25 protein-coding genes are annotated in these 25,050 nt (G+C 73.6%); 16 read left to right on the forward strand and 9 right to left on the reverse strand.

The window, feature by feature from the left end; all coding sequences use genetic code 11:
- The first annotated feature begins 30 nt into the window (after nt 1-30).
- A complete protein-coding gene (locus DV701_RS01165) occupies nt 31-678 on the forward strand; it encodes a hypothetical protein (protein ID WP_114926735.1) in 648 nt (215 codons plus the stop codon).
- A 124-nt stretch (nt 679-802) separates the two neighbouring features.
- Nucleotides 803-931 carry a hypothetical protein gene (locus DV701_RS19070; protein WP_267874126.1) on the forward strand — a complete coding sequence of 43 codons (129 nt, stop codon included), beginning with the start codon at nt 803-805 and terminating at the stop codon, nt 929-931.
- Nucleotides 932-1,044: 113 nt separating this feature from the next.
- Here DV701_RS19070 and ppk2 read toward each other — a convergent pair whose 3' ends face one another.
- Nucleotides 1,045-1,935: a polyphosphate kinase 2 gene (ppk2, locus tag DV701_RS01170; protein WP_114926736.1), complete on the reverse strand. Its 891-nt coding sequence runs from the start codon at nt 1,933-1,935 to the stop codon at nt 1,045-1,047.
- Between the two features lie 66 nt (nt 1,936-2,001).
- Between ppk2 and hemW the strand changes: the two genes are divergently transcribed.
- The gene (gene hemW, locus DV701_RS01175) at nt 2,002-3,228 is read left to right on the forward strand and encodes a radical SAM family heme chaperone HemW (protein WP_114926737.1); all 1,227 of its coding nucleotides are present in this window, start codon (nt 2,002-2,004) and stop codon (nt 3,226-3,228) included.
- A 472-nt stretch (nt 3,229-3,700) separates the two neighbouring features.
- Here the strand turns inward: hemW and DV701_RS01180 are convergent, their stop codons facing one another.
- The 3 genes from DV701_RS01180 to fumC form a co-directional block, all read right to left on the reverse strand.
- Nucleotides 3,701-4,108, reverse strand: a complete 408-nt coding sequence (locus tag DV701_RS01180; protein WP_228255145.1) for a DUF4870 domain-containing protein — start codon at nt 4,106-4,108, stop codon at nt 3,701-3,703.
- Between the two features lie 37 nt (nt 4,109-4,145).
- The gene (locus tag DV701_RS01185; protein WP_114926738.1) at nt 4,146-5,009 is read right to left on the reverse strand and encodes a DUF3097 domain-containing protein; all 864 of its coding nucleotides are present in this window, start codon (nt 5,007-5,009) and stop codon (nt 4,146-4,148) included.
- A gap of 134 nt (nt 5,010-5,143) precedes the next feature.
- Entirely contained in the window at nt 5,144-6,550 is a 1,407-nt protein-coding gene (gene fumC, locus DV701_RS01190) for a class II fumarate hydratase (protein WP_114926739.1), read from the reverse strand.
- Nucleotides 6,551-6,681: 131 nt separating this feature from the next.
- On the opposite strand from fumC, the gene hrcA reads away from it, so the two are divergent.
- The 11 genes from hrcA (at nt 6,682) to ptsP (ending at nt 19,208) form a co-directional block, all read left to right on the forward strand.
- On the forward strand, nt 6,682-7,698 hold the full coding sequence (gene hrcA / locus DV701_RS01195; protein WP_114926740.1) for a heat-inducible transcriptional repressor HrcA: 1,017 nt from the start codon (nt 6,682-6,684) through the stop codon (nt 7,696-7,698).
- A gap of 91 nt (nt 7,699-7,789) precedes the next feature.
- Nucleotides 7,790-8,917, forward strand: coding sequence for a molecular chaperone DnaJ (dnaJ, locus tag DV701_RS01200; RefSeq protein WP_114926741.1), 1,128 nt, complete (start codon nt 7,790-7,792; stop codon nt 8,915-8,917).
- A 10-nt stretch (nt 8,918-8,927) separates the two neighbouring features.
- Nucleotides 8,928-9,665 carry a 16S rRNA (uracil(1498)-N(3))-methyltransferase gene (locus tag DV701_RS01205; protein WP_114926742.1) on the forward strand — a complete coding sequence of 246 codons (738 nt, stop codon included), beginning with the start codon at nt 8,928-8,930 and terminating at the stop codon, nt 9,663-9,665.
- A complete protein-coding gene (locus DV701_RS01210; RefSeq protein WP_228255146.1) occupies nt 9,662-11,035 on the forward strand; it encodes an MFS transporter in 1,374 nt (457 codons plus the stop codon). The genes DV701_RS01205 and DV701_RS01210 overlap by 4 nt, the downstream gene beginning before the upstream one ends.
- 53 nt (nt 11,036-11,088) lie before the next feature.
- Nucleotides 11,089-12,099, forward strand: a complete 1,011-nt coding sequence (locus DV701_RS01215) for a PhoH family protein (protein ID WP_114926743.1) — start codon at nt 11,089-11,091, stop codon at nt 12,097-12,099.
- Nucleotides 12,096-12,596 carry an rRNA maturation RNase YbeY gene (ybeY, locus tag DV701_RS01220; protein WP_114926744.1) on the forward strand — a complete coding sequence of 167 codons (501 nt, stop codon included), beginning with the start codon at nt 12,096-12,098 and terminating at the stop codon, nt 12,594-12,596. Before DV701_RS01215 ends, ybeY begins: the two co-directional genes overlap by 4 nt.
- On the forward strand, nt 12,593-13,978 hold the full coding sequence (locus DV701_RS01225) for a hemolysin family protein (RefSeq protein ID WP_114926745.1): 1,386 nt from the start codon (nt 12,593-12,595) through the stop codon (nt 13,976-13,978). The genes ybeY and DV701_RS01225 overlap by 4 nt, the downstream gene beginning before the upstream one ends.
- On the forward strand, nt 13,968-14,927 hold the full coding sequence (era, locus tag DV701_RS01230) for a GTPase Era (RefSeq protein WP_114926746.1): 960 nt from the start codon (nt 13,968-13,970) through the stop codon (nt 14,925-14,927). The genes DV701_RS01225 and era overlap by 11 nt, the downstream gene beginning before the upstream one ends.
- A gap of 38 nt (nt 14,928-14,965) precedes the next feature.
- The gene (gene dhaK, locus DV701_RS01235) at nt 14,966-15,970 is read left to right on the forward strand and encodes a dihydroxyacetone kinase subunit DhaK (protein WP_114926747.1); all 1,005 of its coding nucleotides are present in this window, start codon (nt 14,966-14,968) and stop codon (nt 15,968-15,970) included.
- A 6-nt stretch (nt 15,971-15,976) separates the two neighbouring features.
- The gene (gene dhaL / locus DV701_RS01240; RefSeq protein WP_114926748.1) at nt 15,977-16,603 is read left to right on the forward strand and encodes a dihydroxyacetone kinase subunit DhaL; all 627 of its coding nucleotides are present in this window, start codon (nt 15,977-15,979) and stop codon (nt 16,601-16,603) included.
- A 10-nt stretch (nt 16,604-16,613) separates the two neighbouring features.
- Complete coding sequence (gene ptsP, locus DV701_RS01245; protein ID WP_114926749.1) at nt 16,614-19,208, forward strand: phosphoenolpyruvate--protein phosphotransferase; 2,595 nt, start codon at nt 16,614-16,616, stop codon at nt 19,206-19,208.
- Here the strand turns inward: ptsP and DV701_RS01250 are convergent.
- The gene (locus tag DV701_RS01250; protein WP_114930533.1) at nt 19,174-19,815 is read right to left on the reverse strand and encodes an alpha-ketoglutarate-dependent dioxygenase AlkB; all 642 of its coding nucleotides are present in this window, start codon (nt 19,813-19,815) and stop codon (nt 19,174-19,176) included. The two genes, ptsP and DV701_RS01250, sit on opposite strands and share 35 nt — an antisense overlap.
- A 90-nt stretch (nt 19,816-19,905) precedes the next feature.
- On the opposite strand from DV701_RS01250, the gene recO reads away from it, so the two are divergent.
- Both recO and DV701_RS01260 read left to right on the forward strand, forming a co-directional pair.
- On the forward strand, nt 19,906-20,637 hold the full coding sequence (gene recO / locus DV701_RS01255; protein WP_114926750.1) for a DNA repair protein RecO: 732 nt from the start codon (nt 19,906-19,908) through the stop codon (nt 20,635-20,637).
- A gap of 4 nt (nt 20,638-20,641) precedes the next feature.
- The gene (locus tag DV701_RS01260) at nt 20,642-21,430 is read left to right on the forward strand and encodes an isoprenyl transferase (RefSeq protein ID WP_114926751.1); all 789 of its coding nucleotides are present in this window, start codon (nt 20,642-20,644) and stop codon (nt 21,428-21,430) included.
- 488 nt (nt 21,431-21,918) lie between these two features.
- Here the strand turns inward: DV701_RS01260 and DV701_RS18620 are convergent, their stop codons facing one another.
- From DV701_RS18620 to DV701_RS01275, 4 genes are read right to left on the reverse strand one after another with little or no spacing between them, the layout of a single operon-like run.
- On the reverse strand, nt 21,919-22,326 hold the full coding sequence (locus DV701_RS18620) for a Fur family transcriptional regulator (RefSeq protein ID WP_228255147.1): 408 nt from the start codon (nt 22,324-22,326) through the stop codon (nt 21,919-21,921).
- Entirely contained in the window at nt 22,323-23,342 is a 1,020-nt protein-coding gene (locus DV701_RS01265) for a metal ABC transporter permease (RefSeq protein WP_228255148.1), read from the reverse strand. The genes DV701_RS18620 and DV701_RS01265 overlap by 4 nt, the downstream gene beginning before the upstream one ends.
- On the reverse strand, nt 23,339-24,082 hold the full coding sequence (locus DV701_RS01270) for a metal ABC transporter ATP-binding protein (protein ID WP_114930537.1): 744 nt from the start codon (nt 24,080-24,082) through the stop codon (nt 23,339-23,341). Before DV701_RS01270 ends, DV701_RS01265 begins: the two co-directional genes overlap by 4 nt.
- The gene (locus DV701_RS01275; protein ID WP_114926752.1) at nt 24,079-25,032 is read right to left on the reverse strand and encodes a metal ABC transporter substrate-binding protein; all 954 of its coding nucleotides are present in this window, start codon (nt 25,030-25,032) and stop codon (nt 24,079-24,081) included. The genes DV701_RS01270 and DV701_RS01275 overlap by 4 nt, the downstream gene beginning before the upstream one ends.
- Nucleotides 25,033-25,050: the final 18 nt, after the last annotated feature.

The following is a 25,050-nucleotide window of genomic DNA, read 5'->3' on the forward strand; positions in this document are numbered from 1 at the left end:
CCCGAGCCCGCGCGCAGGCAGTGTGGTCGAGTGCCTCTCGACACCACCATGCGCCGCCAGGAGGGCCTCGCCTCCGGGATCACCCACCACGCGCTCGTGACCGGAAAGTACCGGCAGCTGCTGCGGGGCGTCTTCGTCGGGCACGGCACCAAGGTGGACGGCTACGTCGAGGCCAGGGCGGCCCTCCTGGTGACGCACCGGTCGGCCTTCGTCTCCCACCACACGGCCGCGCGACTCTACGGCGCCGTCGTCCCGCACTGCGACAAGGTGCACGTCAGCGTGCCCAGGGGCGTGTCGCGCGCAGACCGCAGCGACGTGACGGTGCACGCCTCCTCACGGGCTCCGGTGCTCTTCCGGGGTCAGCGCACCACCTCTGCGCAGGACACCTTCCTCGACCTGGCTGCCCACCTCAACCTGCTGGACCTCGTCGTGCTGGGGGACAGCCTGGTGCGCAGGAAGCGGGCCACCCCGGAGCAGCTGGTGCGCGCCGCCGCTGAGGCGGACGGACGCGGCGTGCGTCTGGCCCGTCGCGCCGCGGGTCTGGTGCGGACGGGCGTGGACTCGCCGATGGAGACGCGCTGCCGGATGCTCCGGGTGCTCAGCGGGCTGGGAGCTGGAGACCGATGTCAGGTTCTTCGACCTCGACGGCAACCTCCTGCGGCGGCTCGACTCCGGTGACCGGGCGACGCGGCTGGCCGTCGAGTACGACGGTCGCCACCACATCGAGCGCGAGGCGCAGTGGGAGGCCGACATCGGGCGGCGGGGGGAGTTCGAGGACCAGGAGTGGCGCATCGTCACGCTCGTGAGCAAGGACGTCTACACCTCGCCCGGTGCCACCGTCGAGCGCCTGCGGCGGACCTTCACCCGGCGCGGCATACCGGTCGGCAGGCCGCTGCAGGAGTGGCGTCGCTACTTCCCGGAGCGCACCTGAGCCCAGCCCGTCGACGGAAGCGGGGCACTCGCCCGGGTCCGGGCGGCGGAGGTCACAGCAGGTCGACCGGAGCGGGGCACTCGCCCCCGGTGAGGCGATGCCGAGCGCGGCCGTCAGTCGCCGACGCTGTCCCGCGCCCGCTTGACCAGCCGCGGGTCGGGGCGCAGCACGACGTCGTGGTCCTTGCCGTCGTACTCGAACTGGCTCAGGAAGTGGCGCATCGCGTTGATCCGCGCACGCTTCTTGTCGTTGGACTTGATCGTGATCCACGGGGCCCAGTCGGTGTCCGTGCGCCGGAACATCTCCTCCTTGGCCTCGGTGTAGTCCTCCCACCGGTCCAGGCTCTCCAGGTCCATCGGCGACAGCTTCCACTGCCGCACCGGGTCCAGCTGTCGGATGGCGAAGCGGGTCCGCTGCTCGGTGCGCGTGACCGAGAACCAGAACTTGGTGATCGTGATGCCGGTCTCCACGAGCATCTGCTCGAAGATCGGCGCGTGCCGCATGAAGGTCTCGTACTCGCGGTTGGAGCAGAAGCCCATCACCCGCTCGACCCCTGCGCGGTTGTACCAGCTGCGGTCGAAGAGCACCATCTCCCCGCTGGTCGGCAGGTTCTGCACGTAGCGCTGGAAGTACCACTGCCCGGCCTCGACCTCGGTCGGCTTGTTCAGCGCCACGACGCGCGCCCCGCGCGGGTTGAGGTGCTCGGTGAAGCGCTTGATCGAGCCGCCCTTGCCGGCCGCGTCACGCCCCTCGAAGACGAGGATGTGCCGGCTGTCGTTGTCCTTGGCCCAGTACTGGAACTTCAGCAGCTCGACCTGCAGCAGCCACTTCTCCACCTCGTAGTAGTCGCGGGTCATCCGCTCCGCGTACGGGTAGTCCTCGCGCCAGGTGTCGACGGCGCTGCCGTCGGGCGTGATCAGGTCCGGGTCCGACCCCTGGTCGTCCCGGACGGTGTACCCCTCCTCACGGAGGTGGTCGATGTACTCGCGGAGGCGCTGCTGCACGTGCCGACCCTAGCGCGAGCACCCTCGCGGGCAGGAGGCCACGGGGGCGGATGGGACACTGCGGGTATGCCGTCCACCTTCCCTCCCGGGGACCCCGCGCCCGCCGACGGCGGCCTGCCGGCCTCCGCGCTGGAGGGTATGCCGTCGCGCACCTTCTCCGTCTACGTCCACGTGCCCTTCTGCCGGGTGCGGTGCGGCTACTGCGACTTCAACACCTACACGCTGCCCGAGCTGGGCGAGGGCGAGCGGCAGACCCTGGACTACGCGACGGCCGCGCACGCCGAGCTGGCGCTGGCGCAGCAGGTGCTGGCCGGGGGGCGCCCCCCCGCGGTCTCGACCGTCTTCCTCGGCGGTGGCACCCCGACCATGCTCGCGCCGGAGGTGCTGGGAGACCTCGTGCACGACATACGCGACCGCTTCGGGACCGCACCGGACGCGGAGGTGACGACCGAGGCCAACCCGGACACGATCACCCCGGCGGTGGCCGAGCGGCTGGCGGAGCGGGGCTTCACGCGGGTGAGCCTGGGCATGCAGTCGGCGGTGCCGCACGTGCTGCGCACGCTGGACCGCACGCACGACCCCGCCAACGTCGTGGCCGCGGTGGCCGCGGTACGGGCGGCCGGGATGCAGGTCAGCCTCGACCTGATCTACGGCACGCCGGGGGAGAGCCTGGAGGACTGGCGGCGCAGCCTGGAGGCCGTGGTCGAGCTCGAGCCCGACCACGTCTCGGCGTACGCGCTCGTCGTGGAGCAGGGGACCCGCCTGGCGGCGCAGGTGCGCCGCGGCGAGGTGCCGGCGCCCGACGACGACGACGAGGCGGACAAGTACGAGCTGGCCGACGAGCTGCTCGGCGCCGCGGGCTACGGATGGTACGAGATCTCGAACTGGTCGCGCGGGCCCGGCCTGGAGTGTCGGCACAACGTGGCCTACTGGCGGGGCGGGGACTGGTGGGGCGTGGGCCCCGGGGCGCACAGCCACGTCGGCGGCGTGCGGTGGTGGAACGTCAAGCACCCGCGGGCCTACGCCGACCGGCTGGCCTGCGACGCCAGCCCCGCGCACGCCCGGGAGGTGCTCGACGACGCGCAGCGCTTCGACGAGACGGTGCTGCTGCGGTCCCGGCTGGCCGAAGGACTGGCCGTCGGACGGCTGCGCGACGGGGGTCGGCTGGAGGTGCCCGGCCTCGTCGCGGACGGGCTCGTGGAGCGCGGCGCCGCTGTCGGCGGGCGGGTGGTGCTGACCCGCCGCGGTCGACTGCTGGCCGACACCGTGGTCCACCGGTTGCTCCGCGCCTGACCGACGCGCCCGGTCGGCGTCGAGCCGGTCGAGGCCGACGGGAGAGCCGGACGCGGGCAGTTCACCGACACGCCACCTCCAAGGCGGCTGCGCGCTGCCCGCACGCGGTAGACATGACAGCAGACCCTGCCGGGTATGAGCGGGCAGGGCCTGATGCGTGGCGTCAAAGGGTGTGGCCCGCTTCGCGAAGTATGAGTTCGCGAAGCGGGCCACTGACCGACGGTGACGCGACGGACGGTGCGCAAGGTGTCCGGAGGCTCGACCTCCGCATCACCGGAGGTGTCCGTCGGTGCCGAAGCACCGGTAGGACTCTCGAATCCTCGACAAGTCTTGCGACCCGCACCTCCTTGCGGAAGCGCGTAGAGAGATGTCTACCCGGTCTGCGCGCCGGGCGCAAGGGGTCAAGTCGAAATGATGTCTCGGCACGGCGTGTCGTGCTTGACACGCCGTGCCGAGGTGGCGGGTCAGGGAATCAGCTGAGGATGCGGATCTGGAACGGGTAGTCGTAGACCTCGCCGTGGGAAGCCTTGACCGCACCCTTGATGTGCACCCAGAGCTGGACCACGAAGAGCACGATCCAGATAGGGATGGCCCAGATGAGGCCGATGAACAGGGTGAGGAAGACGCTGATCCAGGTCAGCACCGAGACGATCGTCAGCGAGATGTTGAAGTTGAAGGCGCCGGCGGCGGCGGTCCGGACCGCCGGGCTGCGGTCCTTGTAGAAGAGCCACACCAGCAGCGGCCCGAGGAAGGGCAGCCAGCCGGCGCTGAGCAGCATCGCGGCGGGCGCCGACAGGTGCGCGATCATCATCATCGACCGCTCCTCGCTGGAGACGGACGGTGCGGGCGCGCCGTGGGCGCGGTCTGGCTGGTAGGTCATGATCCCCTCCTGGGTCGTTCCGGAACCTCGGCGAGCGTCAGGTGACGGTCACGAAGTCGATCAGCTCTTCGACGCTGGCGAGCAGCGTGGGTTCCAGGTCACTGTAGGAACGCACGGACCCCAGTATCTTCTTCCATCCCCGCGCGACGTCTGCCTGCGAGGCGTGCGGCCAGCCCAGCTCGGCGAGGATGCCGTGCTTCCAGGAGCGGCCGCGCTCGATGACCGGCCAGGCCTCCAGCCCCAGGCGGGCGGGCTTGACCGACTGCCACACGTCGACGTAGGGGTGGCCCAGGATGCGCACGTGCGGGCTGACCCTGGCCGCCTCGGCGACGATGCGCGTCTCCTTGGTGCCGGCGACGAGGTGGTCGACCAGCACGCCGAGCCTGCGGTCCGCGGTCGGGGCGAACTTCCGGACCAGGTCGGCAACGTCGTCGATGCCGTCGAGCATCTCGACCACGACCCCCTCCACGCGCAGGTCGTCGCCCCAGACCTTCTCCACCAGCTCGGCGTCGTGCCTGCCCTCGACCCAGATGCGCGATCCGCTGGCGACCCTGGCGCGCCGGTGGGTGACCCGGACCGAGCCGCTGGCCGTCCGGCTGCGGGCGGCGGCGGCCGCGGCGCTGCGCGCCCGGCTCTCGGCGGTCGGGACGGTGAGGATCACCGGCGCGCCGTCGAGGAGGAACCCCGGACCCAGGGGGAAGCCCTTCACCCGCCCGCGCCGGTCCTCCAGGTGCACCACCTGCATGCCACCGGCCTTCTCGACGCGCACCACGGCGCCGCACCAGCCGGTGTCGACGTCCTCGACGACGAGGCCGTGCTCGGCCTCCACCTCCTGGGCGCGGCCGCGTGGCGGCACGCGCCAGTCCGTCTTCAGCACATCGGTCCCGTAGCGGTCGCTCACAGCGCACGAGGGTACGCGGTCGGGCCGCTGGGACCGGTGAGGCTCGCGGGGCGAGGTCCGGCGGGGCTCTGCTGGCCGGGCCGAGACCGCCGGGCGACGGTCGGGCTGCCGGTCGTGGTGGACCGCCCGGCGCGTCAGTCGACCCGGCGCGGGTGGGTCATGTCGACCGGCACGACCCACTGGTCGAACTCCTCGGCGGTGAGCGCGCCGCTGGCGATCGCGGCCTCGCGCAGGGTCAGGCCCTCCTTGTGGGCCTTCTTGGCGATGGCCGCCGCCTTGTCGTAGCCGATGTGCGGGTTGAGCGCCGTGACCTGCATGAGGTTGCTGGACAGGTTGGCCTCGATCCGCTCGGTGTTGGGCTCCAGGCCGACCGCGCAGTGGTCGTTGAAGGCGCGGCTGGCGTCGGCGATCAGTCGGATGCTCTCCAGCACCCCGTGCACCATGACCGGCTTGTAGACGTTGAGCTGGAAGTTGCCCTGGGTGCCGGCGAAGGCGACGGTCGCGTCGTTGCCGAAGACACGGGTCGTCACCATGGTCAGCGCCTCGGCCTGGGTCGGGTTGACCTTGCCCGGCATGATGCTCGAGCCCGGCTCGTTCTCGGGGATGAGCAGCTCGCCGATGCCGTTGCGCGGCCCCGAGGCGAGCCATCGCACGTCGTTGGCCATCTTCATCAGCGCCCCGGCGAGGGTGCGCAGGGCGGCAGAGACCTGGACGAGCGCGTCGTGGGCGGACAGGGCCGCGAACTTGTTGGCCGCCGAGCGCAGCTCCAGGCCCGCCTCCTGCCCCATCTTCTGCGCGGCGAGCTCGCCGAAGCGGGGGTGGGCGTTGAGGCCGGTGCCGACGGCGGTGCCGCCGATGGCCAGCTCGTGCAGGCCCTGCGCCGCGTGCCCGACCTCAGCCATCGCGTAGTCGATCTGGGCGACCCAGCCGCTCATCTCCTGGCCGAGAGTGATGGGCGTGGCGTCCTGCAGGTGGGTGCGGCCGACCTTGACGACCCCGGCGAACTCCTCGGCCTTGGCCGCGAGGGTGTCGCGCAGCACCGCCACGTCGGCCTCGAGCCGGTCGCGCAGCTCGAGCAGGACCGCGATGTGCATCGCGGTGGGAAAGGTGTCGTTGCTGCTCTGTCCGCGGTTGACGTGGTCGTTGGGGTGCACCGGGGTCTTGCTGCCCAGCCGGCCCCCGGCGAGCTCGATCGCACGGTTGGCGATGACCTCGTTGCTGTTCATGTTGCTCTGGGTCCCGGAGCCGGTCTGGAAGACGACGAGCGGGAAGTGGTCGTCGAGGTCGCCGGCGATGACCTCGTCGGCGGCCCGCACCACGAGGTCGGCCACGTCCTGGGGCAGCTCGCCCAGCTCGGCGTTGGCCTGCGCCGCGCCCTTCTTGAGGATGCCGAGGGCCTTGATGACCGGCCGGCCCCAGACGAAGGTGTCCCGCCCGATCGGGAAGTTGTGGATGCTGCGCTGCGTCTGCGCTCCCCAGTAGCGGTCGGAGGGAACCTCGACCTGGCCCATGCTGTCGGTCTCGTTGCGCACCTCGGTCATGTGCCCCATCGTAGGCACAGCCCTGCGGCCGTCCGGGCCCCGGTTTGCGCCGGACGCGTAGACTGGCACTCAGGGTCGCAGAGTGCCAGGAGCGGCCGTCCAGCATCGAGCCCGGGGAGGTGAGCAGGACCATGAGCGACGACCGTCGCCTCGACGTGCTGCGTGCCATCGTCCAGGACTACGTGCGCACCTCGGAACCGGTCGGGTCCAAGGCGCTCCTCGAGCGGCACGAGCTCGGCGTCTCCGCCGCGACCGTGCGCAACGACATGGCCCTGCTCGAGGACGAGGGGCTGATCACCGCGCCGCATACCAGCGCCGGGCGGGTCCCGACCGACGCCGGCTACCGCCTCTTCGTCGATCGGCTCTCCTCGGTCAAGCCGCTGACCCGGGCAGAGCGCACCGCCATCCAGCGCTTCCTCGACGGGGCCGTCGACCTCGACGACGTCGTGGCGCGCACGACCCGGCTGCTGTCCAGCCTGACCCACCAGGTCGCGGTCATGCAGTACCCGAGCCTGTCCCGCTCCACCGTCCGTCACGTCGAGCTGGTGCCGGTCGGCGGCGGCCGCCTCATGATCGTGCTCATCGTCAACACCGGACGGGTCGAGCAGCGGGTCGTCGACGTCGGCCGCGACCTCGCCGACGCCGAGGACCTCGTCGCCGACCTCCGCTCACGGGTCAACGCCGAGGTCGCCGGGCTCGCGCTGACGGCGGCACCGACGCGGATGGCCGCGGTGGTGGACGCGGTCGACCCGCTCGACCGGCCGGTCGCCGAGTCGGTGGCCGCCGCGCTGGGTGAGGCCCTCCAGGAGGAGACCGAGGAACGTGTGGTCCTCTCCGGCACGGCCAACCTCGCCCGGGTCGGCAGCGACTTCCCGACCTCCCTGTCCCTGGTCCTCGACGCGCTCGAGGAGCACGTCGTGCTGCTGCGCCTGATGGGCGGCCTGACCGCCGGGGACGGCGAGCACGTCGCCGTGAGCATCGGCGCGGAGAACGCCTACGTCCCCCTGCAGACCACCTCCGTGGTCACCAGCAGGTACGGCGTGGCCGGCGGCCTCGGCGTCGTCGGTCCCACCCGCATGGACTACCCGCAGGCGATGGCGTCGGTGCGCGCCGTGGCCCGCTACGTGGCCGAGATCCTGGACGGATGACCACGACCCGTGGGCGCACGGCATACCCGGGCGCCCCAGACCGTTGCACCCCTGAGCCCAGAACCACACCGACCCGAGGACCTGTCACGCCGTGAACGACTACTACGCCGACCTGGGAGTCTCCCGCGACGCCAGCGCGGAGGACATCAAGAGGGCCTACCGCAAGAAGGCCCGCCAGCTGCACCCCGACGTCAACCCTGGCGCTGAGGCGGAGTCGGAGTTCAAGCGGGTCTCGCAGGCCTACGACGTGCTCTCCGACGACGGCAAGCGGGCCGCCTACGACCGCGGTCAGGACCCCTACGGCGGCGCGAGCGGCGGCTTCGGCCAGGGCTTCACCTTCAGCGACATCATGGACGCCTTCTTCGGCGGGACGGCCGCGGGCTCCCGCGGCCCGCGCTCGCGGGTGCAGCGCGGCCACGACGCGCTGGTCCGTCTGGACGTCGACCTGCGCACCGCCGTGTTCGGAGGGGAGGAGACGCTCACCATCGACACCGCGATCCGGTGCAGCACCTGCACCGGGTCCGGCGCGCAGCCCGGCAGCGGCACCCGCACCTGCGAGGTGTGCGCCGGCCGGGGGGAGGTGCAGCAGGTCCAGCGCTCGTTCCTCGGCCAGGTCATGACCTCCCGGCCCTGCCAGGCGTGCCGAGGCTACGGCGACGTGATCGAGCACCCGTGCTTCGACTGCTCGGGGGAGGGCCGTGTGCGCACCCGGCGCGACCTCACGCTCAAGGTGCCCGGCGGCGTCGACAGCGGCACCCGCATCCAGCTGGCGGGCGAGGGCGAGGCGGGTCCCTACGGGGGAGCCCCCGGTGACCTCTACGTCGAGGTGGCCGTGGAGCCGCACGACACCTTCGCCCGTCGCGGCGACGACCTGCACTGCACGGTCGAGCTGCCGATGACCGCCGCGGCGCTGGGCGCGACCCTGCCGGTGGAGACCTTCGACGGACCGACCGAGATCGACGTCGAGGAGGGCACCCAGCCGGGCGAGACGGTGACCCTGGCGGAGCACGGGGTGACGCACCTGCGCGGCGGCGGCCGCGGCGACCTCGTGGTGCACCTGGACGTCCGCACGCCGACCCGGCTCACCGAGGAGCAGCGCGAGCTGCTGGCCCGGCTGGCCGAGGACCGGGGGGAGTCGCGCCCGGAGGCCCGGATGGCCGCGGCCGGGCACGGACACGGCCGCGCCGGCAAGTTCTGGGACGCCCTGCGGGGCCGCTGACGGCACGTCCGTGAGCGCACCCCTCTTCCTCGTCGGGCCCGGAGCCCTGCCTGACGGCACCACCACGGTCCACCTCGACGGCGCCGAGGGTCGGCATGCCGCCGACGTGCAACGGCTCGCCCCGGGCGAGACCGTGCTGCTCGCCGACGGCGCCGGCCGGGTCGCGCGGTGCACCGTGACCACCGCGCACCGCGGTGCGCTCGACCTGGCCGTCGAGGAGCTGCGTGACGAGCCCGAGCCCGCCCGGCGGCTGGTCCTGGTCCAGGCACTGGCCAAGGGGGAGCGCGACCTGCTCGCCGTCGAGTCGGCCACCGAGCTCGACGTCGACGAGGTCGTCCCCTGGCAGGCGGACCGCTCGATCGTGCGCTGGCGCGGCGAACGGGGCGAGAAGTCCCGCCGCCGCTGGCAGCGGACCGCGGTCGCGGCCACCAAGCAGTCGCGCCGGGCACGCGTGCCGCACGTCGCCGAGCCGGTCGGCCGGGCGGACCTGGTCGGGCGCGTCCGCGGTGCCGCCCTGACCATCGTCCTGCACGAGGAGGCCGACGCGGCGCTCACCGGCGTGAGCCTGCCGGAGCAGGGGGAGGTGCTGCTGGTCGTCGGTCCCGAGGGTGGCGTCTCCCCGGACGAGCTCGACGCCCTGACCGGCGCCGGCGCCCAGCCGGTGCGCCTCGGCCGCACCGTGCTGCGGACCTCGACGGCGGGCGCCGCGGCGCTGGCCTCGCTGCACACCCTCGGGGGCTGGCGGTGAGCGTGAGCGCGGGGCCCCCGCTCGTCGCCGACGAGGTGCCGCGCTCGATCTTCTCGCCGGGCCTGCGCAGCGCCTCCGTGGGTGCGGCCGCACTCATCGCCCTGCTGGCCCTGGAGTACATCGCCGTCGGTGCCGCGATGCCGACGATCGCCGCGGACCTGGACGGCTACCACCTCTACAACATGGCCTTCGGCGCCACCGTGGCCAGCAGCGTCGTGGGGATGATCGTCGGCGGCTGGTGGAGCGACCGAGCCGGGCCGCGCCGGGTGACCGTGGTCGGTGTCCTGCTCTTCACGGTGGGGCTCGTGCTGGCCGGGCTCGCGCTGTCGATGGAGGTCTTCGTCGCCGGCCGCGCCGTCCAGGGCCTGGGCAGCGGGCTGACGACGGTGGCCGTCTACGTCGTCATCGCCCAGCGCATCCCGGACGCGCGACGCCCCGCGGTGTTCTCCCTGCTGGCGGCGGCCTGGGTGGTCCCCGGGCTCGCCGGCCCGCTGCTCACCGGCCTCATCGTCGAGCACCTCAGCTGGCACTGGGTCTTCCTCGGCGTGGCGCCCTTCGCGCTGCTGTCCCTCCTCGTCTTCTGGCGCGCGCTGCGCGCCACCCACGCTGGCGAGGAGACCCCCTTCCTGCGCCCCTCGACGATCCTGTGGGCGATCGTGGCGGCCCTCGGCGTCGGCGTGCTCAACCTCGCCGGTGAGCGGGTCGAGGGGGCGGAGCGCCTCATCGGGCCGCTGGTCCTGCTGGTGGTGGCCGTCGCCAGCTGGCGGCTGCTGCCGGTGGGCACGCTCTACCTGGCGCGGGGCCTGCCCTCGGTGATCGCGGTGCGCGCGGCGATGGGCGGCTCGTTCCTGGCGGCCGAGGCCTACCTGCCGCTCATGCTGCGCGACGAGCACGGCTACTCGCCGGCCCGGGCCGGCGGGGTGCTGGCCGTCGCGTCCGTGGCCTGGGCGCTCGGCTCGTGGGTGCAGGGTCGCCTCGGCGAGACCGTGGACCGCTACCGGCTGATGAGGGCGGGCGTGAGCGTCTTCGCGGTCATGATGGTGCTGCTCGCGGTGGCGGTCTGGGCCTCCTGGCCCGGCTGGGTGCCGATCCTCGTCTACGGCCTGGCGACGCTCGGGGTCGGGCTCGCCTATCCGACGACGACGCTGCTGGTCATGCGACTGTCACCCGACGCCGAGATCGGACGCAACTCCTCGGCGCTGCAGGTCGGCGAGTCGCTCACCGGGGCCGTCGCGCTGGCCCTGACCGGGGTGGTCTTCGGCTACTTCTACGCCACCCTGCCGCACGTGTCCTTCGTCGGCACGCTCGTCGTCGCCGCGCTGGTCGGCTCGGTCGCGGTGGCTGCGGCGGCGCGCTCGCGGCCGGCGTGAGGGCCGCCGTCGTCGCCGCCGTACCCGCGAGCCCCGCATAGACTGGGAGCACGATGACAGACACGCAGCCGGAGCGCCGGACCGTCCCCACCCATACCGTCGTGGTCCCGGACGACGTGCCCATGGTGGCGCTCCTGGGGCCCCGTGACGAGCTCCTGCGCACGATCGAGCGCGCCTTCCCCAAGGTCGACGTCCACGTGCGCGGCAACGAGTTCCGGCTCGCCGGGGACTCCGGGGAGATGGCCCTCGTCGAACGGCTCGTCGACGAGCTGCTCGAGGTCGCCGGCGCGGGCCAGCCGCTGAACCGGGAGGCGGTCGAGCGCGCGATCGGTATGCTGCGCGCCTCCACCTCCGAGCGGCCCGCCGACGTGCTGACCATGAACATCGTCTCCAGCCGCGGGCGCACCATCCGGCCCAAGACCCTCAACCAGAAGCACTACGTCGACGCCATCGACCGCAACACGATCGTCTTCGGCCTGGGGCCCGCCGGCACGGGCAAGACCTACCTGGCGATGGCCAAGGCGGTGGCCGCCCTGCAGGCCAAGGAGGTCAACCGGATCATCCTGACCCGGCCCGCGGTGGAGGCGGGGGAGAAGCTCGGCTTCCTGCCCGGCACGCTGACCGACAAGATCGACCCCTACCTGCGCCCCCTCTACGACGCGCTGCACGACATGGTGGACCCCGACTCGATCCCGCGGCTGATGGCCGCCGGCACGATCGAGGTCGCACCGCTGGCGTTCATGCGGGGCCGCAGCCTCAACTCTGCCTTCATCATCCTGGACGAGGCGCAGAACACCTCCCCGGAGCAGATGAAGATGTTCCTGACCCGGCTCGGCTTCGCCTCCCGGATGGTGGTCACCGGCGACACCACCCAGGTGGACCTGCCGGGCGGCACGCGCTCCGGCCTCAACGTCGTGCGCGAGATCCTCGACGGCGTGGAGGACATCCACTTCGCCGAGCTCACCAGCCAGGACGTCGTCCGGCACCGGCTGGTCAGCGAGATCGTGGACGCCTACGGCCGCTACGACGCCAGCCACGGCGGGGGACGACGGGGTCAGGCGTGAGCGTCGAGATCCTCAACGAGTCGGGGGAGGTCCCCTCCCCGGTGCCCGAGCAGGAGCTGGCCGACCTGGGCCGCCACGTCCTGCAGGAGCTGCGCGTGCACCCGCTCGCCGAGCTGACGATCACGCTCGTGGACGAGGGCGCGATGGCCGCGCTGCACGAGCGGTGGATGGACCTGCCCGGCCCCACGGACGTGATGAGCTTCCCGATGGACGAGCTGCGTCCGGGGGGCGAGGACGAGGAGCTGGCCGAGGGGGTGCTGGGCGACGTCGTGCTCTGCCCGGCCGTCGCCCGGCGCCAGGCCGCGGCGGCCGGCCACGCCGTCGGGGACGAGCTGCTCCTGCTCAGCACCCACGGGATCCTGCACCTGCTCGGCTTCGACCACGCCGAGCCGGCGCAGGAGCGGGAGATGTTCGACCTGCAGCGCACGCTGCTGCTCACCTTCCTCGCCGCCCGGGGGAGGACCACCACCGCCGCACCGGAGGCCGGTCGCGCATGACCGCGCTCGTCCTGGTCGCGATCCTGACCACGGTCGTCACCTTCCTCCTCGCGGCCGGGGAGACCGCCCTGATCCGGACCGGGCGGCACCGCGCCGAGCAGCTGCTCGAGGAGGGGCGCAGGGGGGCCGGGGCCCTGGTGCGGATCAGCGTCGACGCCTCGCCCTACCTGGCCGTGGCCACCTTCGTCCGGGTCACCGCCGAGGCGGCGACCGCCGTGGCGGTGACCGTCGCGGTGGACATGGTCGCCGACTCGCACTGGCAGACCGCACTCGTGGCCACCGCCATCATGGCCGTCGTCTCCTTCGTCGTCGTGGGCGTCTCCCCGCGCACCCTGGGCCGCCGGCACGTCGAGTCGGTCGCGCTGCTGGCCGCTCCCGTCGTCCGGCTGCTGCGGGTCTTCCTGGGCCCGGTGGCCAAGCTGCTGGTCGTCTTCGGCAACGCGGTGACGCCGGGCCGCGGCTATGCCGAGGGTCCTTTCTCCTCGGAGTCCGAGCTGCGCGACCTGGTCGACCTGGCCGGCGAGTCCGCGCTCATCGAGGAGGACGAGCGGGAGATGATCCACTCGATCTTCGAGCTCGGCGACACCGTCGCCCGCGAGGTCATGGTGCCGCGCCCCGACCTCGTCTCGATCAAGGCGGAGAAGGTGCTGCGTCAGGCGATGTCCCTCTTCCTGCGCTCCGGGTTCTCCCGCGTCCCCGTCGTCGGCGAGGACGCCGACGACGTGCTGGGCATGCTCTACCTCAAGGACGTCGCGCGCCAGGTCAACTCCAACTCCGGGTCGGCCCGCACCGTGCCCGTCACCGAGGTGATGCGGCCGGTCCAACGGGTGCCGGAGATGAAGCGCGTGGACGACCTGCTCCGAGAGATGCAGCAGGCTCGCCAGCACGTGGCCATCGTCATCGACGAGTACGGCGGCACCGCGGGACTGGTCACCATCGAGGACATCCTGGAGGAGATCGTCGGGGAGATCACCGACGAGTACGACCGCGACCACGTCGAGGTCGAGACTCTCGCGGCCGAGGACGGCACCGACGTCGTCCGGGTCCCGGCCAGCCTTCCCGTCGACGACCTGGCGCAGATGTTCGACGTGGAGATCGAGTCCGAGGACGTCGACTCCGTCGGCGGTCTCCTCGCCACCGTCATCGGGCGTGTCCCGATCCAGGGTGCCGTGGGCCTGGTCGGCGGCCTGGAGCTGACCGCCGAGCGGATGGCCGGCCGTCGCCGGCGGGTCGCGACCGTCCTGGTCCGCAGGCTGCCCGAGACCGACCCGGGGAGCCGGGACTCCGACCACGACGAGCCCGAGGACGGGCCCGACGCCACACCAGGGCGGCCCCGGGCCACCGACGGCCCCGAGACCACGGAGGTGACCCGTGCCCGCTGACCACCCCGAGCACCCGGGCGACGACGCCGCAGGGCAGCAGACCGCATACCGCAGCGGGTTCGCCTGCCTGGTCGGACGCCCCAACGCGGGCAAGTCGACCCTGACCAACGCCCTCGTCGGCCAGAAGGTGGCGATCACCTCCTCCAAGCCGCAGACCACGCGGCACACGATCCGGGGGATCCGCACCACCGACGAGTCCCAGCTCGTCCTCGTCGACACGCCGGGCCTGCACCGGCCGCGCTCCCTGCTCGGCCAGCGGCTCAACGACCTCGTGCGCGAGACGCTGCTGTCGGTGGACGTCATCGGCTTCTGCCTGCCGGCCGACCAGCGGATCGGGCCCGGTGACACCTTCATCGCCGGGGACCTGGCCGACCTGTACCGGGTGCGGCGGGTGCCTGTCGTGGCGATCGCGACCAAGGCCGACGCGGTCGACCGGGACCGCCTGGCCGAGCATCTGGTCGCCATCGACCGGCTCGGCGACTGGGCGGCGATCATCCCGTGCTCCGCGGTGCGCGGCGACCAGGTGGAGGAGGTCGGCGACCTGCTGGCGTCCTACCTGCCGCCCTCGCCGATGCTCTACCCGGCCGACCAGGTCACCGACGAGCCGACCGTGGTGATGATCGCCGAGCTGGTGCGCGAGGCCGCGCTGGAGGGGGTGCGCGACGAGCTGCCGCACAGCCTGGCGGTGCAGGTCGAGGAGATCGTGGCGCGCGAGGACCGCCCCGAGGGCGACCCGATGAGCGACGTGCGCGTCAACGTCTACGTCGAGCGGCCCAGCCAGAAGGCGATCGTCATCGGCCGTGGCGGCTCCCGTCTGCGGGACGTGGGGACGACCGCCCGGCGCGGCATCGAGCAGCTCCTCGGGCAGCGGGTCTACCTCGACCTGCACGTCAAGGTGGCCAAGGACTGGCAGCGCGACCCCAAGGCGCTGGACCGGCTGGGGTTCTGACCAGGCCCGTCCCGCCCGCGGCGTGGCAGAGTGGGCGCATGCAGAAGCTGCTCAACGACCCCGCGGACGCCGTGGTGGAGGCGCTGGCCGGGATGGCCGCCGCCCACCCCGACGACCTGGTGGTCGACCTCGGGCAGCGCGTGGTCAGCCGCCGCGGCGGGGCGGTGCCGGGCAAGGTGGGGCTGGTGTCCGGGGGCGGGTCGGGGCACGAGCCGCTGCACGCCGGCTATGTCGGAGTGGGCATGCTCGACGCCGCGGCCTGCGGGGAGGTCTTCACCTCCCCGGTGCCCGAGCAGCTCGTGGCGGCGCACCGCGTCGCCGACGGTGGAGCCGGGGTGCTGCACGTGGTGAAGAACTACACCGGCGACGTGCTCAACGCCCAGATGGCCCTCGAGCTGCTGGAGTCCGGGGACGGCCCGCAGGTCGAGGTGGTCGTCACCGACGACGACGTCGCCGTCGAGGACAGCCTCTCCACCGCCGGCCGTCGCGGGGTCGGCGGCACCGTGCTGCTGGAGAAGATCGTGGGTGCCGCGGCCGAGGAGGGGCGCGACCTGGCCGGCTGCACGGCCCTCGCCCGCGACGTCAACGCCCGGACCCGCTCCATGGGGGTGGCCCTCACCTCCTGCACGGTGCCGGCCGCCGGGGTGCCCACCTTCGAGCTGGAGGAGGGGCGGATGGAGCTCGGCATCGGCATCCACGGCGAGCCGGGTCGCAGGCGGTTGCCCCTGGGCACCGCGCGCGAGGTCGCCGCGGACCTCGTCGGGCCGGTGGTGGAGGACCTCGGTCTGCGGCGCGGCGACGCGGTGCTGGCCCTGGTCAACGGGATGGGCGGCACCCCGCTGCTCGAGCTCTACCTGATGTGCCACGAGGTCCGGGACCTCCTGGACGGGGCCGGGGTCGGCCTGGCCCGTAGCCTGGTGGGCAACTACATCACCTCGCTGGAGATGGCCGGCTGCTCGGTCACCCTCCTGCGGGCCGACGACGAGGTCGTGAGGCTGTGGGACGCCCCCGTGGTGACCCCCGGCCTGCGATGGGGAGCATGAGGAGACATGACGACACTGACCGCTTTCCAGGACTGGCTGGCCGACTGCTCGACCTCGATCGAGGAGCAGGCCGAGCACCTGACCGACCTCGACCGCGCCATCGGCGACGGTGACCACGGCACCAACATGGCCCGTGGCTTCCGACGGTGCGCAGAGCTGGCCGCCGAGGAGGACTTCACCAGCATCGACGCCTACCTCAAGAAGGTCGGGATGACCCTGGTGGGCACCGTCGGCGGTGCGTCGGGCCCCCTCTACGGCACCTTCTTCCTGCGGATGGCCGGGCCGCTGTCCGCGGCCCCCGACGTGGACGCCCGCGCCCTGGCGCAGGCACTGCGCGCAGGGGTGGACGGGATCGTCGCCCGGGGCCGGGCGGAGGTCGGCGACAAGACGATGTACGACGCGTTCGCCCCCGCCCTGGAGGCGTTCGAGTCCGCGCTGGCCGCAGGGTCGGGCACGGCGGAGTGCCTCGCGGCCGCCGCCGGGGCCGGGGCACGCGGGCGCGACGCCACCGAGCCGCTGGTGGCGCGCAAGGGACGCGCCTCCTACCTCGGGGAGCGGAGCGCGGGGCACGTGGACCCGGGGGCGTCCAGCGCGGTGCTGCTGCTCGAGGCAGCGGCCCGCACGCTCGGCTGATCGGAGCGTCGTGATCTCGCTCGTCGTGGTCTCCCACAGCCGGAGCCTCGCCCGCGCCGTGGTGGCGCTGGCGCACGCCACGGTCGACGGGGACGGGCCGCACCTGGAGATGGCGGCCGGGTTGGACGAGGAGACGCTCGGCACGGACGCCACCGCGGTGGCGCAGGCGCTGGTCCGTGCGGACACCGCCTCGGGCGGCGACGGCGTGCTGGTCCTGCTCGACCTCGGCAGCGCCGTCCTCTCCGCGGAGATGGCCCTTGAGCTGGTCGACCCGCAGCTGGCCGCGCGCGTCGTGCTCAGCCCGGCGCCACTGGTCGAGGGCGTCGTGGCCGCCAGTGCCTCCGCGGCAGCCGGGGCGGACCTGTGGACCTGCGCGCGCGAGGCGGAGGCCGCCCAGCGGGCCAAGGTCGAGCACCTCGCTGCCGGCGGCGGTGCCGGCGACGCTGCGCTCGGGGGCTCCGCGGGGCACATCGTCAACGAGCGGCCCGGTCCGCACCCGGCACCGACCGGCGAGGGCACCCGCACCTGCGACGCCCCGGGTCCGCCGGCGAGGTCGGTGGAGCTGCCGGTCCTGGCCGAGCACGGTCTGCACGCCCGGCCGGCCGCGCGGCTCGTCGCCCGGGCGGGCGCGGTGGCCCCCGACACCACCGTGCTGGTGCGCAACCGCACCTCGGGACGCGGCCCCGTCGACGCCCTCAGCCTGTCCGGCGTGGCCACCCTCGACGCGCGCCAGGGCCACGTGCTCGTGGCGGAGGCGCGTGGCCCTCGCAGCGAGGAGGTCCTGGCCGCCCTGGTCGAGCTGGCCGAGCTGGGCTTCGGCGACCTGCCCCCCGCCGAGCCGCTGGCGGACGGGCCGCCGGTCCTGTCGGTCGCGAGGGAGCCGGGCATCGCCGTCACGGGCTCCGGGCTGGACGCCGCGATCGGCCCGGTGGTGCGGCTGGACGTCCTCCCGGACCCGCACGGGGTGCCGGCGCAGGACGCCGGCGTGGAGTCCGACCGGCTGCGCGTGGCTCTCGAGGAGTCCGGGGGCCGGCTGGAGGAGCTGGCCGACCGGGCTCTGAGCGACCTCGGGCGCGGGGAGGCCGAGGTCTTCACCGCGCAGGCCACCCTGCTGCGCGACCCGCAGATCACCGGGGCGGCGACGGAGCGCATCGAGGGCGGGTCGTCCGCTGCCGGTGCCTGGTGGGACGCGGTCGCCGAGGCGGCAGGTCGCTTCGAGGAGCTGGACGACCCCTACCAGCGCGAGCGGGCGCTCGACGTGCGCAGCGTCGGCGAGCGCGTCCTGCGCGAGCTTCTCGGCCTGGCCGAGCCGGAGGTCGCCGGCGAGGGCGTCCTCGTCGTCGACGAGCTCGATCCCGGGCTCGCGCTCGCGCTCGACCCCGGGCGGGTCCACGGTGTGCTCACCAGGCACGGCGGCACGACCGGCCACGGCGTGCTGGTGGCGACGGCGCGGGGCATGCCGGTCCTCACCGGCGTCGGCTCGCGGCTCGACGTGCCCGACGGCACCGTGGTCGCCTTCGACGCCCGCAACGGGCGGCTCGAGGTCGACCCGGGGCCGCAGGAGCGCGCGGAGTTCGAGGAGATGGTCACCCGGCGCCGCACGGAGCGCGAGCAGGGGCTGCGCGACGCCCACGTGCCCGCTCTCACCGCCGACCACGTGCGCGTCCGGGTCAAGGCCAACGTCGCCTCCCTCGCCGTGGCCCGCGCCGGTGCGGGGCAGGGCGCCGACGGCGCGGGGCTGGTCCGCACCGAGGCGGTCTTCGCCCGCTGGCGCCAGGCTCCGACGGTGGAGCAGCAGGTCGAGGTGTATGCCGCGCTGGCCGAGGTCTTCGACCCGCACGACGTGACGATCCGGACGTGGGACGCCGGCGCGGACAAGCCGCTGGCGTTCATGCCCGCGGAGGAGGGCCGCAACCCCTTCCTCGGCCTCCGGGGGTTGCGCGCCTTCGTCGCCCAGCCCGCGCTGCTGCTGGACCAGCTCGAGGCCATCTGCAGGGTCGCGGTCGACCACCCCCTGCGGGTGCTCTTCCCCATGGTCTCCACCGCCGACGACGTGCGGACCGCCCGCTCGTTCCTGGCGCGGGCGGCCGCCCGCGCGGGCCTGCCCGGCCCGCCGGAGGGGCTGGGCGTCGGGATCATGGTCGAGGTCCCCGCCGCGGCCCTGTGCGTCGGCACGCTGGCCGGGGGTCTGGACTTCGTCTCCGTGGGGTCCAACGACCTCGCGCAGTACGTGCTGGCCGCCGAGCGCGGCAGCCCCGCGCTCGCGGCGTGGTCCGATCCCCTCGAGCCGGCCGTGCTCCAGCTCGTGCGGCACGTGGCCGACCACGTCCCGCCGGGCGTGGCCGTGAGCTTCTGCGGCGCGAGCGCCTCCGACCCCGACCTGGCCGGGCTGCTCGTCGGGCTCGGCGTGGACGAGCTGAGCGCGACGGCGTCGGCGGTCCCGATGGTCAAGCGGGCACTTCGGGCCGGCTCCACGTGGGAGTACCGCGAGCTGGCCGACCGGGCGCTGGCGGCCCCGGACGCCGCCGCGGTCCGCGAGCTGGTCGGCCCGGCCGTCCGCGGGGCGGCTCTCAGCGCACCCCGAGCGGGCGGAACTGCACGCTGATCCTCGGACCGACCGGTCGACTCGTCTTGGGCACGCAGTGGTCCCACGTGCGCTGGCAGCTGCCGCCCATGACCAGCAGGTCGCCGTGCCCGAGGACGTGGCGCGTGCTCGTGCCACCGCCCCGTGGCCGGAGCATCAGCGTCCGCGGCGAACCCAGGCTCACGATCGCGACCATCGTGTCCTGGTGGGTGCTGCGGCCGTGCCGGTCGCCGTGCCAGGCGACGCTGTCGCGGCCGTCGCGGTAGAGGCACATCCCGGCGGTGCGGAACGGCTCCCCGAGCTCGCGCGCGTAGTGCTGCGACAGCGCCTCGCGCGCCCGCGTCAGGACCGGGTCGGGCAGGGTCTCGTGCTCGCGGTAGAACCTCAGCAGACGCGGGGTGTCGACCTCCTGGTCCCACATCGTGCGGCGCTCCGCGCGCCACTCCACGCCGGCCGGTCCGCCCAGGGCGAGCCGGGCGAACAGCTCGTCCGCGCCGGTCAGCCAGCCCGGGCGCACGTCCACCCAGGCACCGTGGGACAGCGTGGTGCGGCGGACCGCGCCGGCCAGCGGGCGCAGACCGACCTCGTCGACCTGGTCGAGCAAGGAACCCTGGAGCATCATGGTCATGAGCATAGAACAGGTGTGCTAATCGCGCCAGGTGTCCTGCACCCCGGCCTGCCGCCACGGATCCGGGCGTGCACGGGGGACAATGGGTCCATGCCCACCTACCGCGAAGCAGCAGTCGTGCTGCGCACGCACAAGCTGGGCGAGGCCGACCGCATCGTCACCCTGCTCACCCGCGGGCGCGGCAAGGTCCGCGCCGTCGCCAAGGGCGTGCGCCGCACCAGGAGCAAGTTCGGCGCACGGCTCGAGCCGGGGATGGTCGTCGACGTCCAGTGCTACGAGGGGCGCAACCTGGACACGATCACCCAGGCCGACGGGCTGGCCGCCTACGGCGAGGCGATCGCTCGCGACTACCCCTCCTTCACGGCCGCCAGCGTCATGCTCGAGACCTGCGAGCAGCTCACCGAGGAGGGACAGCCCGCGCTCCAGCACTTCCGGCTGCTCGCGGGGGGACTCTCCGCCCTCGCCTCGGGCGAGCACGAGGCGCGTCTGGTCCTCGACTCCTACCTGGTGCGGGCGCTGGCGATCGGGGGCTGGCGGGCCAGCTTCCACGACTGCGCGCGCTGCGGCATGGAGGGGCCGCACCGCGCCTTCCACGTCCCGTCGGGCGGGTCGGTGTGCCCGTCATGCCGCCCGCCCGGCTCCTCGGCGCCCGCACCGGAGACGCTGGACCTGCTCGGGGCCCTGTTCAGCGGCGACTGGGTGGTCGCCGACGCCAGCCAGCGGCGCCACCGCAGCGAGGCGAGCGGGCTCGTGGCCGCATACCTGCAGTGGCACCTGGAGCGCGGGGTGAGATCGTTGCGCCACGTCGAGAGGATCCACTGACCCCATGGCCGCCCGCCAGCCGCAACCACCCTTCCCGCACCCCTCCGGGGCGCGCCCGCCCGCCGTGCCGCGCGAGCTGGTGCCGCGACACGTGGCGATCGTCATGGACGGCAACGGACGGTGGGCCAACCAGCGCGGGCTGAGGCGGACGCAGGGGCACGAGGCGGGGGAGGCCTCCCTGCTCGACGTCGTCGCCGGCGCGATCGAGATCGGCGTGGAGTGCATCTCCGCCTACGCCTTCTCCACCGAGAACTGGCGGCGCAGCCCCGACGAGGTGCGCTTCCTCATGGGCTTCAACCGGGACGTCATCCACCGGCGCCGCGACCAGCTGGACTCCTGGGGGGTGCGGATGTTCTGGTCGGGTCGTCGGCCGCGGCTGTGGCGCTCGGTCATCTCCGAGCTGGAGCAGGCGGAGCGGCAGACCCGCGACAACGACGTCATCACGCTCAACTTCTGCGTCAACTACGGGGGGCGGGCCGAGGTCGCCGACGGGGTGCGCCGCATCGCCGAGGACGTCAGGGCCGGGCGGCTGTCCCCGCAGGGGGTCGACGAGCGGACCGTCGCGCGGTACCTCTACCACCCCCAGGTGCCCGACGTGGACCTCTTCGTGCGCAGCTCGGGGGAGCAGCGCACCTCCAACTTCCTGCTCTGGCAGAGCGCCTACGCCGAGATGGTCTTCCAGGACGTCCTGTGGCCCGACTACGACCGCCGGCACCTGTGGGACGCTATCGAGACGTATGCCGCTCGCGACCGGCGCTACGGGGGAGCGGTGGACCGGCCCGGGCGGACGTGAGCCTCCATGCGTGATCGGCCGGTCGCGGATGCCCTACTTGCGCTGTCGGGCGGCCGGGAGGCTGTCGCCACCGGTGTGGGCCGGGGTCAGAGCGTGAGCACGTAGCGGCGGCACCGGTGCATGCGCGCGAAGCGGGCACGCCATACCGCGGGGTCCTCGTCCGGGCCGTGGAGGAAGGCCGTGACCGGGGCGCCCAGGCCGTACGGGGCGGCAAGACCCGCGTCCGGGTCGGACCAGTCGTCGTAGATGTGCAGGTAGGTCTGGTCGAGGGCGAGACCTCGCGCGAGGTACCAGGCGTCGGCCGCCGGGTTCTCGCGGGTCCAGGCGTGGATCCAGGCCAGCCGGCGATCGCCACGCCGCGGCCTCGCCCTCGAAGGTGGTGCGCGCGGTCTTGACGTCGTCGAAGTAGGCGGAGCCGAGGAACGACAGCACCCGGCAGCGCAGCCAGGACGGCTCGTCGAGTCCGATGTCGTCGCGGACCGGGATGGTCACGGGGTCCTGGCCCCCGCGCAGGCCGGGCAGGTGCCGAAGACCTCCAGGGTGTGCTCCACCTGCGTGTAGCCGTGCTCGTGCCCGACCCGGTCGGCCCACCGCTCGACGGCCGGACCCTCGATCTCCACGGTCCGCCCGCACCCGCGGCAGACGAGGTGGTGGTGGTGCCCGGTCGAGCACATCCGGTAGACGGCCTCGCCCTCGTCGGTGCGCAGGGTGTCGATCTCCCCGGCCGCGGCCAGGGCCGTGAGCGTGCGGTAGACCGTGGCCAGGCCGACCCGGGCCCCGTCCTCGCGCAGGCGGGCGTGCAGGTCCTGGGCACTGGTGAAGTCCTCGGTCCGACCCAGCTGCTCGATGACGGTGGACTGCTGGCGCGTGGGGCGCCTCCTCGGGGTGGCGGTCACGGTGCGGCCTCCTCGTGCTCGACGCTCGGGTGGTCGGTGCCCCCGTGCCCGTGGTCCGCGTGCTCGTCGTAGTGCCCCTCGTGGGCGGCGTGCCGGTGGCCGTCGTGCAGGTAGTCGAGGTGGTCGCCGTGGGCGACGGCCTCGTGCCCGCAGTCCGGGCCGTGCTCGTGAGCGTGCCGCTCGGCCCGGCGGTGGCTGCGGCGGGAGAGCGCGCGCACCAGGGCGCCGGCGCCGGCGGCGAGGAAGAAGATCGCGATGGCCAGCAGGACGATGGTCCCGCCCGAGGCGGTGTCCAGCTGGTAGGAGGCGGCCACGCCGCCGACCGCCGAGAGCACCCCGAAGAGCACGGCCCAACGGTTGGTGGCGCGGAAACTGCCGGAGACCTGCTGCGCGGCAGCGTTCGGCACGATCATCAGGGCGCTGATGAGCAGCAGCCCGATGACGCGCATCGCGACGACGACGGTGACCGCGGTGAGCACGGCGAGCAGGATGTTGAGCGCCAGCACGGGCAGGCCGCTGGCACGGGCGTACTCCTCGTCGCCGGCCACGGCGAACAGCCGCGGCCGCAGCACCAGCGTGACCGCGACGATCACGCCCGAGAGGATGCCGAAGACGAGGAGCTCGGAGCGGGAGGTGGTGGTGATGGCGCCGAACAGGTAGCCGGTCAGCGTCCCGGTCTGGGCGCCGGCGGACCGGTTGATGATGACCACGCCGGCCGCGATGCCGCCGTAGAACATCAGGGCCAGCGCCACGTCGCCGGAGGTGCGGCCCCGGGCGCGCACCAGCTCGATCGCGACCGCCGCCACGACCGCGGTGATCAGCGCGGTGAGGACCGGCGAGCGGTCGGTGAGCACCCCGACGGCGACGCCGGCGAGGGCCACGTGGCCCAGGCCGTCGCCGATGAGGGACAGCCCGCGCTGGACCAGGAAGATCCCGACCATCGGGGCGGCGAGCCCCACGAAGAAGGCGGCCAGCAGCGCGTTGCGCATGAAGTCCAGGCTCAGCATCTCGGTCACGACAGCCTCGTCCTCCCGGCCAGGCGGGCCGACTCGGCCCGGTGCACGGCATACCCCTCGGGCGTGCCGTCGAAGGTGAGGTGCCCGGTGTCGACCTCCACGATCCGGTCGACGATGCCGCGCAGCGCCGCCAGCTCGTGGGTGACGACGACGAGCGTGGTCCCCTCGTCGGCCAGCCGGTGCAGCACCCCGGCGAGCACGTCCTGGCTGGCCCGGTCCACGCCCGCGGTGGGCTCGTCCATGACGAGCACCTCGGGGCGCGAGACCAGCGCGCGGGCGATGAGCACCCGCCGCTGCTGGCCGCCGGAGAGCGTGTCGACGTCGAAGGTCGCGCGGTCGGCGAGGCCGGCGACCTCGATCGCCTCCCGCACCCGCTCGCGCTCGGTGCGGTCGGCCGGCCGCCACCACGGACGGGTGGCGAGCAGTCCGGTGTCGACGACCTCGCTCACGGTCGCGCTCACCGCGCCGACGAGGGTATGACGCTGTGGCACGTAGCCGATCCGGGTCCGGTCGCGCAGCCGGGACAGGGGGGCGCCGAGCACCTCGACCTGTCCGGAGAGGTGCTCGGAGAGCCCGAGCAGGCCTTTGACCAGGGTGGTCTTGCCCGAGCCGTTCGGGCCCAGGACCGCGACCACCTCGCCCCGGCCGACGTCGAGGTCGACGTCGGTGACGACCGGCTTGCCGTCGTAGCCGAAGGAGGCCGAGCGCAGCCGGAGGACGGGGGTGGAGGGGGCGTTCACGAGCACCGCTGCCCCTCGCGCAGGGTGGCCAGGTTGGTGCGCATGATGTCGAAATAGTCCGCGTCCGAGCCGGCGCTGCTCAGGCCGTCGGCCGGGTCGAGAGTCAGGACCTGGGCGCCGGTCTCCTCGGCCACGGTCTCGGCGATCGCGCGCGGGAGAAGGGGCTCGGCATAGATGGTGCTCACCCCGAGCCGGTCGACCAGGGCCGCGACCTCGGCCAGGCGGGCCGGAGACGGCTCGGACTCGGGGGAGAGGCCGGTGATGCCGGTCATGTGCAGGTCGTAGCGGGCACCGAGGTAGCCGAACGCGTCGTGGGTGGTGACCACCTCGCGCACCTCGCAGCTGGCCAGGCCGGCCGCGAGCTCGCCGTCCAGGGCGTCGAGGTCCTCGACCAGGGCCGCCGCGTCGGCGGCGTAGGCCTGCGCGTGCTGCGGGTCGAGCTCGGCCAGGCGCTCGCCGAGGGCAGTGGCGACCGCGCCGTAGCGCTGCGGGTCGAGCCAGAAGTGGGGGTCGAGCGGGCCGTGGTCGTGGTCGTCGTGCCCGCTCGCCGCCGTCCCGTGCTCGTCCGAGCTCTCCCCGAGGGGGAGCAGGTCGGCGGCGGGTGCGACGTCGAAGCTGTGGTCGGCCGCCTGGTGGCCCACCGCGTCGTCGACGGCGGGCTGCATACCCGACTCGTAGACCACGAGATCCGCCGAGCCGAGCGACCCGACCGAGCGGGGGCTGAGCTCGACCTCGTGCGGCTCGACCCCGGGGGCGGTCAGCGTGTCGACCGTCGCCCGGTCACCCGCGACGCGTTCCAGGAGGTACTCGAGGGGGTAGAAGCTGGCGACCAGCTGCAGGCCGGCGCCGTCTGCCGCGGTGCCGCCGGTGGCGTCACCGGTCCCCTCGCCGCAGCCCGCCAGGGCGAGGACGAGCGGGGCGAGCAGGAAGGGGCGCAGGCGTGCGGGCATGGCCCCCAGTGTCCACGG

Origin of the sequence: Ornithinimicrobium avium, from assembly GCF_003351765.1 — a bacterium.
GTDB classification, from domain to species: Bacteria; Actinomycetota; Actinomycetes; order Actinomycetales; family Dermatophilaceae; genus Ornithinicoccus; species Ornithinicoccus avius.